12 protein-coding genes are annotated in these 12,503 nt (G+C 30.2%); all 12 read right to left on the bottom strand.

What is annotated here, in order from left to right; all coding sequences use genetic code 11:
* Window positions 1-65: 65 nt before the first annotated feature.
* Entirely contained in the window at window positions 66-995 is a 930-nt protein-coding gene (locus ACMX2D_RS00430) for a DMT family transporter (RefSeq protein ID WP_414972301.1), read from the bottom strand.
* On the bottom strand, window positions 996-2,726 hold the full coding sequence (locus ACMX2D_RS00425; protein WP_414972300.1) for a glucosaminidase domain-containing protein: 1,731 nt from the start codon (window positions 2,724-2,726) through the stop codon (window positions 996-998).
* 201 nt (window positions 2,727-2,927) lie between these two features.
* A complete protein-coding gene (locus ACMX2D_RS00420) occupies window positions 2,928-4,382 on the bottom strand; it encodes an alanine/glycine:cation symporter family protein (protein ID WP_414972299.1) in 1,455 nt (484 codons plus the stop codon).
* A gap of 248 nt (window positions 4,383-4,630) precedes the next feature.
* Complete coding sequence (gene msrB, locus ACMX2D_RS00415) at window positions 4,631-5,701, bottom strand: peptide-methionine (R)-S-oxide reductase MsrB (protein ID WP_414972298.1); 1,071 nt, start codon at window positions 5,699-5,701, stop codon at window positions 4,631-4,633.
* A 119-nt stretch (window positions 5,702-5,820) separates the two neighbouring features.
* The gene (gene deoC, locus ACMX2D_RS00410; RefSeq protein WP_414972297.1) at window positions 5,821-6,465 is read right to left on the bottom strand and encodes a deoxyribose-phosphate aldolase; all 645 of its coding nucleotides are present in this window, start codon (window positions 6,463-6,465) and stop codon (window positions 5,821-5,823) included.
* Entirely contained in the window at window positions 6,465-7,163 is a 699-nt protein-coding gene (gene deoD, locus ACMX2D_RS00405) for a purine-nucleoside phosphorylase (RefSeq protein WP_414972296.1), read from the bottom strand. The genes deoC and deoD overlap by 1 nt, the downstream gene beginning before the upstream one ends.
* 80 nt (window positions 7,164-7,243) lie before the next feature.
* Window positions 7,244-7,711 (bottom strand): 2-amino-4-hydroxy-6-hydroxymethyldihydropteridine diphosphokinase, encoded by a 468-nt coding sequence (folK, locus tag ACMX2D_RS00400; RefSeq protein WP_009447938.1) that lies wholly within the window; start codon window positions 7,709-7,711, stop codon window positions 7,244-7,246.
* Window positions 7,712-7,719: 8 nt separating this feature from the next.
* The gene (gene folP / locus ACMX2D_RS00395) at window positions 7,720-8,694 is read right to left on the bottom strand and encodes a dihydropteroate synthase (protein ID WP_414972294.1); all 975 of its coding nucleotides are present in this window, start codon (window positions 8,692-8,694) and stop codon (window positions 7,720-7,722) included.
* Window positions 8,695-8,812: 118 nt separating this feature from the next.
* Window positions 8,813-10,201 (bottom strand): beta-Ala-His dipeptidase, encoded by a 1,389-nt coding sequence (pepD, locus tag ACMX2D_RS00390; RefSeq protein WP_414972292.1) that lies wholly within the window; start codon window positions 10,199-10,201, stop codon window positions 8,813-8,815.
* 1 nt (window position 10,202) lies between these two features.
* The gene (gene pepT, locus ACMX2D_RS00385) at window positions 10,203-11,414 is read right to left on the bottom strand and encodes a peptidase T (RefSeq protein ID WP_414972291.1); all 1,212 of its coding nucleotides are present in this window, start codon (window positions 11,412-11,414) and stop codon (window positions 10,203-10,205) included.
* Window positions 11,415-11,491: 77 nt separating this feature from the next.
* The gene (locus ACMX2D_RS00380) at window positions 11,492-12,277 is read right to left on the bottom strand and encodes a J domain-containing protein (RefSeq protein WP_414971048.1); all 786 of its coding nucleotides are present in this window, start codon (window positions 12,275-12,277) and stop codon (window positions 11,492-11,494) included.
* Window position 12,278: 1 nt separating this feature from the next.
* Window positions 12,279-12,500, bottom strand: a complete 222-nt coding sequence (locus ACMX2D_RS00375; protein ID WP_009448329.1) for a YdbC family protein — start codon at window positions 12,498-12,500, stop codon at window positions 12,279-12,281.
* Between the last annotated feature and the right edge of the window lie 3 nt (window positions 12,501-12,503).

The following is a 12,503-nucleotide window of genomic DNA, read 5'->3' as shown; positions in this document are numbered from 1 at the left end:
TTCAGTTTTAAATAAATACTTTATCATCAAATTATTAAAATAATTTATCTATTTTTGCATAATCTCTAACCACTAAATGATAAAGCAATTACTGATATGGTTACAATAGCAACACCTATCAATAAAGTTACAGTAAGTGGTGTAGATAAAAATATTACTGATAATACAACACTCCATAAACTAAAAGTGCTATTTAGAGCCATTCCTTTTGGAACTCCATTTAATTTCATTGCTTTATAATAAAGCAAGTAACTTAATCCAGCAAAAAATCCTGCAAAAAGCAGATATTTTATTACATTCAAACTTTGTATTGTTGTAATAAAACCACCAAATAAACCTGATACAGGTAAAACTATAAATAATATACTTAATCCAGAAATTAATTCCCTAATATTTAAAATAATTTCTTCCTCAAGTTCCTCTTTAGTTGCAAAACTTACAATAGTGGCTTCAATTCCCCAACTAAAACTTGCAAGTAAAGAAAATAAAACTCCAAGATAAAAATATGGATAATTTCCTGTAGGTTTTGTATATGAAAGAATAAATGTTCCTACAATACAACATACAATACATATAAATGTTTTTAAATTTATTTTTTCTTTCAAAAATATGAAAGATAAAATTGTTCCAAACATTGGACATAATGCGGAAATTGGAATCGCATAAGCAGGACCTGCTAGAGAAATGCCCATAATATATGAGCATTGTCCAACAGGCCCTCCAATTAATCCCGCAAAGCAAACCCATTTTCCGGTATTTGTTTTTAAAGCGGGTAATATCATTTTCAATTTCCTTAAAATTCCATTGTATCCAAGAACAAATAATCCTGCAAATAAATCGTTAAATCCCGCAAAAACTAAAGGTAGAAAAAATATAATTTTCCCATTATAGTTTTTAATCAGTTCGCTTTTCATAAGCAGAGATAGTACCATACCATTTACTGCCCAGATAAAGCCTGATGAAAGCCCAATAAATTCGTTCTTAATTTTTTTCATCTAAGGTTTTACTCCGTTCGGAAAAATTTGCTTATCTAATTCTCTTAATCCATGTTTATCAATAATATTGAGTAACTTTTGTCCATATCCTGGATCAGTAGCATAAGTTCCTGTTAATGCCCTTGCAGCTTCTTCAGGAGTTTTCGCAGCTAAAACACCTGAATAATATTCAGTAAGCCATTTGTTTTTTGTAAATAACTTTGCATAATATTCAAATGCTTCATCATATCCAGTAAATTTCATAAATTTAGCTATTATATAATATTTTTTGCCGTTTTTATATTCCGCAGTTCTTATTTCATAATATCTTGAAGGAGGAGTATCTTTAGCAGCTTTTATTCCAAAAAGATTATAGATAGGTGGAGGAGATAAACTGTCAGTTCCATAACCTGTTTCCAAACAAGCTTGAGCAACTGCTATTGAAGGGAATAATCCTTTACCCTTAATAGATTTTAAAACTCCAGGAGAAATCTTATCTATAAACTCGGATTGATATGTTTTTCTCTTATATTTTCCATTTACAAAATCTCTATATCCTGACTCATCTTTTGCTCGTCCGGTAAATTTTTCTCCATCTTGAAAAAAGTACCAATCATATCCATCATCATACCATCCATTAGTATATTTTCCGTTATAGAAGTATTTTCTTCCATTACCATCTATTCCATAACCAGTATGTTTAACTCCATCTTGGAAAAAGTACCATACTTTAGAAATTTCATACCAACCATTTGTATATTTTCCTTCATAAAAATATCTTTTTCCATTGCCATCTATTCCATATCCGCTATATTTTTTTCCATCTTGGAAAAAGTACCAATCATATCCGTCATCATACCATCCATTAGCTAATTCACCATTTTTAGTATAAAATACTCCATCTATATAGCCATTTTCTGTTTTTGCATATTTTCCATTTATAAAATCTCTATATCCTGACTCATCTTTTGCTCGTCCGGTAAATTTTTTTCCATCTTGGAAAAAGTACCAATCTTCTCCGTCATCAGACCACCAATTTGCATATTTTCCATTATCAAAGTATTTCTTTCCTGATGCATCTTTTCCATAGCCTGTATATTTCTTTCCTTCTTGGAAAAAATACCAGTCTTTTCCGTCATTATACCACCAATTTGCATATTTTCCATTGTCAAAATATTTCTTTCCTGATGCATCTTCTCCATAGCCTGTATACTTTACACCGTTTTGGAAAAAATACCATCCTTTGCTATCATCAGACCACCAGTTTGCATATTTTCCATTGTCAAAATATTTCTTTCCTGATGCATCTTTCCCATATCCATTATGTTTCTTTCCTTCTTGGAAAAAATACCAATCTTTACCATCATTACACCACCAATTCGCATATTTTCCATTGTCAAAGTATTTCTTTCCTGATGCATCTTTCCCATACCCTGTATGCTTTACACCGTTTTGAAAAAAGTACCAATCTTCTCCGTCATCAGACCACCAATTTGCATATTTTCCATTATCAAAGTATTTCTTTCCTGATGCATCTTTTCCATAGCCATTATATTTCTTTCCTTCTTGGAAAAAATACCAATCTTCTCCATCGTTATACCACCAATTTGCAGGTTTTCCATCGTCTCCATAAAAAATTTTATTTTTATACTCTGCAGCTTCAACTTTTTTTTCATTACTGTATGAATTTTTAATAATCAGTACACTTAATAATAACATCGAAAAAATTAAAATTTTCTTGCTTATTTTCATAAATACCTCCTAATAAATATTTTAAATTTACCATCTGATGTTAATAATTTTATCATATTTTTCATACAACATCAATAAATAGCTAAAAATAAGCAACAAAAATTACAAAATTATTACAAAACTGTTACAAAATTTTAAGACTTAATTTTTATAATAAAAAAAGGAGAGATAAAATCTCTCCTTAAATCTTAATCAAATCTACTATTTTACTTCATAATCATAATGTATATCATTATTTAATAGACATTGATTGTAATCTTTCATAATAGCTCTAGCTTCAAATGATAACCAAAGAATAGCAATTAAGTTTGGTAATACCATTAAGCTGTTGAAGATATCTGCTAATGACCAAACAATAGCAACTTCTCCAAGAGAACCGGCTACGATACAAATAAGAACTATAGCTCTATATGGTAAAAGTCCTGCTTTACCGAATAAATATTTAATATTTGATTCTCCGAAATAATACCAACCAACGATAGTAGTAAATGCAAAGAATGATAAACATACTGCTAAGAAAATAGCTCCACCTGAACCAAATGCAGTTCTGAATGCTTGTTGAGTTAATTGTGCTCCAGCTAAGAATTTTCCGTCAGCTCCCTTAACATTGTAAGCACCTGTTACTAATATTGCAAGTGCTGTTGCAGAACATACTAATACTGTATCAATGAATACACCAATAATAGCTGTTAAACCTTGTTCAGCAGGGTGTTTTACATTTGCAACTGCGTGAGCATGAGGTGTAGAACCCATACCGGCTTCGTTAGAGAATAAACCTCTTGCAACCCCTTTTTGAACAGCAACTTTAACTGCTGCCCCAGCGATACCACCGGCTACTGCAGTTCCATTAAATGCACTCTTGAAAATCCATGCAAAAGTAGGTCCAATTTCACCTGCAAACATAACCAATATAACTATACTTCCTAAAATGTAAACTACTGCCATTACAGGAACTACAAGTTCAGCAAATTTTGCAATTCTGTCAATACCACCGATGAAAATTAAAGCTGCTAAAATAGCAATAACAACACCGATAATAGCTGGATTAATATTTTCAAGTCCTTGAATACCTCTAATACCTGATGCTATTGAGTTTGATTGAACGGCATTACCCATAAATCCTAAAGCTAATACTATAGCGATAGCAAAAAATCCGGCTAAAATTTTAGCAAATACTCCGGTTTTCTTAAGACCTTTTGATATGTAATATGCAGGTCCTCCTACAAATTCGCCATCAATTTTAGATCTGTACTTTTGAGCTAAAACTGCTTCTACGAAAATTGTTCCCATTCCAAAGAATGCTGATAACCACATCCAGAAAATTGCTCCAGGTCCACCTGCAGTAATAGCAGTTGCAACCCCTGCAACATTACCTGTTCCTACTTGAGCGGCTACTGCTGTTGCCAATGCTTGGAATGAAGACATTGAACCTTCTTCTTTAGGTCCTTCTTTCTTTTTGAAAAGTCCTCCAAAAACTAATTTAAAAGCCTTTCCTAATTTTGTGATTTGTGGGAAGCCCAAAATAAATGAAAGGAATAATCCCGCAAATAACAAACCATACATAAGTATATTACCAGCGATAAAATCGTTTATTTTGTTGATAGTATCAACAAGATTTGAACCGTCTAGTAATACGAAACTAGATAATAAGTTCATATAATACCTCCTATAAAATTAGTCACTTGTATTATACCTTTTATTAATTTATAAGTCAATATGTTTTGGGAAAACTTTTAAGTTTTTGCTACAATTTTATCATTGATAAACAAGATTAAAATCGTCTATTTTTTCAACAATTTGCATAATATTAATATTTTAGAAGCATATTATTTTAAAACAAAAAAGGTATAAAATTAAAATAACATAATTATATACCTTTTCCCAACTAAATCTCAAAAATATTTTTATTTAACTTTATCAATATATTTTCCATATCCTTCTTTTTCCATGTCTTCTAAAGGAATAAATCTTAAGGAAGCTCCATTAATACAATATCTCTTTCCACCCTTATCTTTTGGGCCATCATCAAAAACATGACCTAAATGAGAATCTCCTCCTTTACTTTTTACTTCAATTCTCTTAAGACCGTGACTATCATCTTTTTTGAAGTTTATATTATCATCTATTGGCTTTGTAAAACTTGGCCAACCACAGCCGGCGTCATATTTATCTCTTGAAGAAAAAAGTGGTTCTCCTGTAACAATATCAACATATATTCCCTTTTTGTCAAATTTATCATATTTGCTTGAAAATGGTCTTTCAGTTGCTCCATTTTGAGTAACATTATATTCTAAGTCACTCAATTTATTTTTTAATTCTTCTTCACTTGGTTTTTTATATTTTCCGTCTTTTCTTTCAAGAGGCTTATCAGCAAGACCTAAGTCAATATGACAATATCCGTTTGGATGTTTCTTTAAATAATCTTGATGATATTCTTCGGCAACTACAAAATTTTTAAGTTTTTCAACTTCTACGGTTATAGGTTTATCAAAATTTGCCCTCTGTCCATCAATAAATTTTTCTATAACTGATTTGTCATTTTCATCAGTAAAATACACACCTGTTCTATATTGTCTTCCACTATCATTTCCTTGTCTATTAACACTTGTAGGCTCAATTATTCTAAAATAATGTTGCAAAATTTCTTCAAGTGAAATTTTATCTTTATCATAAACTATATGCACCGTTTCTGCGTGATCAGTACTTTTAATTTTCTCATAACTAGTTTCTGAACCATTTCCATTTGCATATCCAACAGTTGTATCTGCAATGCCTTCTATTTTTGAAAAATATCCTTCAACACCCCAGAAACAACCTCCTGCTAAATAAATTTCTCCCTTATTTTTAATTGAACTTAAATCAACTTTTGGTTTTTCCATAACTTTCTCTCCTTTTTTACCATTTCCCATAAATCTTATTGCAATTCCAATCACTATAAAACAAACTATAATAAAAGGTATTACAACTTTTTTCATAAAAATCATCCCCTTTCTGATTTTATAAAAAATATACCCTCCAAAAGATAATAACAATCAAATGTATTTAAAAAATCGTAATTATAAAAAAAAAGGAAGTTGTTTCCAACTTCCACAAATTATTCTGAAATTATTTTCACACTTGCACTTACACCCAATCTGTCAGCACCTAATTCAATCATTTTTAAAGCAGTAGCCTTATCTCTAATTCCTCCACTAGCTTTAACTTTAGCATTTTCTCCTACAGTTTTTTTCATAAGTGCAACAACATGTTCATTTGCACCTGAAGTGCTAAATCCTGTTGAAGTTTTTACAAATTCTGCTCCTGCCTTAACACAAAGTTCAGAAACTTTTACAATTTCTTCATCAGTTAAAAGACAAGTTTCTATAATAACTTTTAAAAGTGCTTTTCCTCTTGTGGCATCTACAAGCGCCTTTATATCATTAAATACAAAGTCTAAATCATTTGATTTTAATGCTCCTATATTGATTACCATATCAATTTCATTTGCACCATTTTTGATTGCATTTTCAGTTTCAAAAACTTTACTTTCTGTTGTCATTGCTCCTAGTGGAAATCCTACAACAGTACAAACTTTAGTATTTGAACCTTTTAAGTTTTCAGCACATCTTTTTACATGACAACCATTTACACAAACAGAGAAAAAGTCATATTTTTTAGCCTCTTCACAAAGTTTGTCTATCATTTCATAAGTAGTATCTGCCTTTAATGCAGTATGATCCATATATCTATTTAATTCCATTATGCTATCTCCAATGCTAATTTCATCATAGTTGTAAAACTGTTTTGTCTTTCTTCCGGTGTTGTAATTTCTTTAAAATGGAATGAGTCTGAAACAGTTAATATTGTAATTGCATTAACCCCTGCATAATTAGCATTACAATAAAGAGCATAACTTTCCATATCTACTGCTAGAACTCCCATTTGTGCCCATTTTTTCCAATCTTCAGGTGAAGCATTATAAAAAATGTCTGAACAGAAAATATTGCCTACATTGATATCAATATTTTGTTCTTTTGATACTTCATAAGTTTTTCTTAAAAGTTCCCAAGAACAGTTTGCTGAATATATTCCATCTAATTTATATTGATGAGCAAAATTTGAATCTGTTGAAGCAGCCATTCCTACAACTACATCATATAATTTAAGTTTATCGCTATAAGCTCCACAAGAACCGATTCTGATTAAATTCTTAACTCCATAAAAATGGATTAATTCATAAGAATAAATTCCAATTGATGGAACACCCATTCCGCTTCCCATTACTGAAACTTTTTTACCCTTATAAGTTCCTGTATAACCTAACATTCCTCTTACATCATTAAATAATGTAACATCTTCTAAAAAATTTTCTGCAATAAACTTCGCTCTTAAAGGATCTCCTGGCATTAAGACAGTTTCTGCAATTTCTCCTTCTATAGCTCTATTATGTGGCGTCATAAAAAACCTCCTTAATTATCTTTTATCTTACATAATATTAACATAAAAACTCTATTTTTTCAAGAATAATAGCCTAAATTCTAAATATCACAAGAGTTTAAATCCAACAATAATTGATGAACAGTCTTTTTAAATACAGGATGAATTTTATCCGGACTTATCTCATTCATAGGCTCTAAAACAAAAGATCTTTTTTGTATTTCAATATGTGGAACTTTTAAATCTTCTTCATCAATTATTAAATCTTCATAGAATAAAATATCTAAGTCAATAATTCTTGGCCCCCATTTGATTATTCTAACTCGTCCCATATCAAGCTCTATTTTCAAAAGAACTTCTAAAAGCTCTCTAGGACTAAGCTTTGTCTCAGCTATACAAACTGCATTTACAAAGTTATCCTGTTCTGTATAACCATAAGGCTCAGTTTCTATATAAGTTGAAACTTTTTCAACTAAAACTCCTCTTTCGTTCATCATCTTAATTGCTAAATCAAGATTTTTCCGACCTTCTCCCATATTACTACCTAAAGCAATCCAAACTTTACTCATAAGTCCTCCTATTTTTTATATGCTTCAAAATTAATATCTTCGCTTTTATCTGCCATTCTAATTGCATCTCCAATTAAAATTGCTGAAAAATGTTTATCAAAATCATGAGCTCTTAGTATATTTACACCTTTAAAAGATGCAATCGCACTTAAATATGCAGATGCCAAATCTACATTAGAAAGTCCTTCTTCTGTTTTTATATCTGAGTCAATATTATTTTCAGTTAAAATATTTACTACAAATCTCTTTCTGGAAACTCCTAAAAAGGATAAATATCCCATATCATGAATTCTATCTATTCCCTTAATCAATTCTAAGTTTTCTCTTTTTGTAAGAGCAAAACCGATACCGGGATCTAAACAAATTCTTGATTTATCTATCCCCTTTGAAATGGCAATCTTTAAAGTTTTATTAAAACATTCTTCCATCATGTCTAAAATATCTAAACTTTGTAAATATTCCAAATCTTTATCCGTTATAAAAGCATTTTTGCCAAACTTTGGAAAAATTTTAGAACCTTCATGTTCTGGCCTTATGATTACGGGATTAAACATCATAATATATCCAACATTTGAATTTGCAATGACATCAACCATTTTTTCATCACCGAGTAAACCTGTAATATCGTTAATAATATCCGCACCTGCATCTATTGCTGCCTTAGCAACTTCAGATTTCCAAGTATCTACGGAAATAACAACATCCATTTCAGACTTAATCGCTTTGATAATCGGAACAATTCTTTCAATCTCTTCTTCTACGGAAATTAATTTACTTCCAGGTCTTGTGGACTCTCCGCCTATGTCAAGCATATATGCCCCTTTTGAAACAAGCTCTTTTGCTCTCTTAACAGCATTTTCCAAATCAAAGTATTTTCCACCATCTGAAAAAGAATCTGGTGTCACATTTAAAATTGAACATAACTTTGTACTTTCTCCATTTTTGATTGACTTACTCGCAAACTTAAATTCAATATCACTCATAAAGACCCCCATATAAAATATTTTATTTATTATATATTAATTATATTAAATAAACCTTAAAATATCAACAAAAAACCAGCTAAGTTATTAGCTGATTTTTTTGATTAAATATTTAAAATTAATTTTTTGCAATTTCTTCAATTAATTTTAGTGTAAAGTCATAAACTCTTTCTGTTGAAGGAATTGAAAGATTCTCTTGTGGAGTATGTGCTCCTCTGATGTCAGGTCCAAATGAAATCAATTCAAGATTTGGATATTTTTCATAAATTGCTCCACATTCAAGTCCTGCATGAACTATAATATTTTCAAATTCTTTTCCAGTTAACTCTTTATAAACTTTGTTTGCATATTTTTGTAGTGTTGAATTTTCTTTCTTTTCCCATGAAGGATAACCACCTGAAAATTCATAATTCAAGCCAAATTTTTCTCCGATTTTACTAAAAGATGACTTCATATCTGCTAAAATACTCAATGAAGATGAACGAATAGAGTCGCGGATTATAATTTCATTTTCTGTAGTTTGAACTATTGCAAGGTTTGATGAACTTATAATTCCAGTTTCATCCTTTGTATTAACACCTGTTGGCAATTCTTCTAAAATTTCAACTAATGTATCTCTTAATGCATTTGTCAAAACCTTCCCAATGAAAACTTCTTTTTTATCTATTGTAAGTTGTTCTTCCCCATTGTATTTTTCTGTAAATTTAGCAATTAATTCATCCAATTTTGGTGAATTTTCAATTACAATTTCTCCAACTCTAGGAATTGCATTATCTTTATTTCCACAGTTTACACTGGAGATTGAAAGTCCGCTCTCTTTTATAAATTCAGCAATTGTTTTAATCATATTTCTTCTATTCTTGCCAATTTCCATTCCTGAATGTCCGCCTAGATATCCGTCAAAATGAAGTTTAACAAGCTCTACTTCCTTATTTTCAAATTTTAATTCCAAATTTGTTTTAAATAAAGTACCACCAGCGGAACCAAGAGTCAAAATACCTTCTTCTTCAGAGTCGATATTAAAAAAGTATTTTCCTTTTAATAGACCTTTTTCAAGTCCTAAAGCTCCTGCCATTGTAGTTTCTTCTGTAACTGTAATAAGCACTTCAAGTTCAGGATGAACTAGAGTTTCATCTTCCAAAATTGCCATTGCCATTGCAACTGCAATTCCATCATCTGCTCCAAGAGTAGTATTATTTGCAAAAAGTAAATCATCTTTAATTACCCATTCGATTTTATCTGTTGCAAAATTATGTTTTGAACTTGTAGCTTTTTCACAAACCATATCCATATGTCCTTGTAGGATTATTCCCGGTTTGTTTTCATAACCTTTTGTAGCAGGTTTTCTTATATAGACATTAAGAATATCATCTTGCTTTGTTTCAAGTCCTAATTTTTTACCAAAATTATAGATGTAATCAGATACTGCCTTTTCATTATGTGATTCACGAGGAATATCTGAAAGTTCTCTAAAATAGTGAAAAACTCTTTCCGGTTTTAAATTCATATTATTCTCCTTTTACGATATTTTCTACAATTTTAACTAATAATTCTGATCCTTTTTCCATATATGAAACAGGAACAAATTCAAATCTGCCATGGAAGTTAAATCCACCTGCAAAAATATTCGGACAAGGAAGTCCCATATAAGATAGTCTTGAGCCGTCAGTACCTCCTCTAATTGCTTGAATTTTTGGAGTAATTCCGATTTCAACCATTGAATTATAAGCAAGGTCGATTATATCTTTTCTATCTTCCAATTTTTCTCTCATATTGTAATATGAATCTTTAAGTTCTAAAGTAATTGAATTATCATATCTGAAATTCAAAACTTCAACTATTTTTTTCATATATTCTTTTTTATATTCAAATTTTTCTCTATCAAAATCTCTTATGATAAATTCCATATGAGTATTTTCAGTATCTCCGTTCATTTCCAATAAATGATAGAAACCGTCATATCCTTCAGTATGTTCAGGTCTTTCATTTGCAGGTAACATTGATAAAAGATTATGAGCAACCATAAGTGAATTTCTCATAATATCCTTTGCTGAACCCGGATGAACATTTTTTCCTTTAATATCTACAACTGCACTACAAGCATTGAAACTTTCATATTCAAGTTCTCCAATAGGTCCACCGTCAATTGTATAAGCAAAATCTGCACCAAATTTCTTAACATCAAAATGGTCAGCTCCACGTCCAATTTCTTCATCAGGAGTAAAGCCTATTGAAATATCTCCATGTGGTAAATTATTTGATATAATTTTTTGAATTGCATCCATAATAATTGCAATTCCTGACTTATCATCAGCACCCAATAAAGTATTTCCATCAGTTGTTATAAGTCTTTCTCCTACAACTTCATTTAAACAAGGAAATTCTTTTACGGACATAGTAAATTCATCATTTAATTTTATATCTCCACCCTTGTAATCAACAAATTGCGGATTTACATTTGCTCCGGTAAGTTCTGTTGCAGTATCCATATGTGCAATAAAACCGACTTTTTTAAGATTTTTTTCTACATTTGATTTTAAATGTGCATAAACGTAACCCTTTTCATCAATATGGGCATTTTCAATTCCCATTTCCTTTAATTGTTTCACAAGTAAATTTCCCAAGTTTTTTTGTTTCTCTGTTGAAGGAACAGTTTCAGACTTAGGATTTGATTGAGTGTCCATTTTTGCATATTCCACAAAACGATCTACTATATTCATAACTACCTCCAAATATTTTATTATATATATATTTTACCACATTTTTAAAATTAAAAAAAGATAGCGATTATCTTCTGCTATCTTTTCATCTGATTATATCTTTTTATATTTTCTTCTGTTAAAAATTCAAAAGCTGAATTAATTTCTTGAAATTTTTCTGTGGTATCTCTATCTCTATTCAAATCCGGATGATATTTTTTAGCAAGTTTCCTATATTGTAACTTAACTTGATAAAAATCTATATCATAAGTATTAAACTCTAAAACCCTACAAGCATTTTCAAATTTGTTTTTAAAATCGCTATATGGATCGTAAGTTGTACCTGCATTTTGATAGCCATAGCCCTGATATCCTTGGTATCCCCCATAGTATCCGCCTTGATTTGAAAAATATTCATTAAAAGCTTTAAATCTTCTTTCCCATTCTTCCTGTTCTCTTCTTTGTCTTTCTTCTCTTTCTCTTTCATATTGTTCTTCTTGAGCTCTTTCATATTTTCTTTTATATTCTTTAAATGATGAATAACCCTTGTTGTTTCCTAACAAAAAATTCCCATAATCATTCAAATATTCACATAATGAATAATTAATATATCTTAGAAAAGAAATAAATTTCTTTCCTAAAAATGGAACTATGAAAAACACGAATATAATTAGCCAAAAAAACGGACTGGAAAGCAAAAATATAAGCACTAAAGGTAGCAAAAACGAACCTAAAGTTAGAAATCCGATTCCTATCAATACTAAAAATACTGAAATACTGCTCAATAAATTTACAATATAAGATAAACCGTTTACTACTGCTCCTAAAATTTTATCTAAAAATTTTGATAATCCTATAATAAATTTTCCAAAAAGTTTTTTCACACTATTCTCCAAATTCTTCCTTTAAGATTTCATAAAGAGCTTTTGCTTCTTCCTTTGTAAGAGTTATCCCTTTAGACATTCTCTCATGAGTCGGATTCCAATCTCTTATATCATACTTAGCTTCTCTTTCATTCCAGCTTACTAAATTTAACTCTTTCCTCCATCCTTTTTCATTTTCGGATAAGATACCTAATTCCTCTGTAATTTCATACTTTAATTCCATATT

Origin of the sequence: Parvimonas oralis, from assembly GCF_047608425.1 — a bacterium.
Taxonomy (GTDB): Bacteria; Bacillota; Clostridia; order Tissierellales; family Peptoniphilaceae; genus Parvimonas.
The sequence above is the reverse complement of the archived record's forward strand: the minus strand, read 5'-3'. Positions and strand labels throughout refer to the sequence as shown.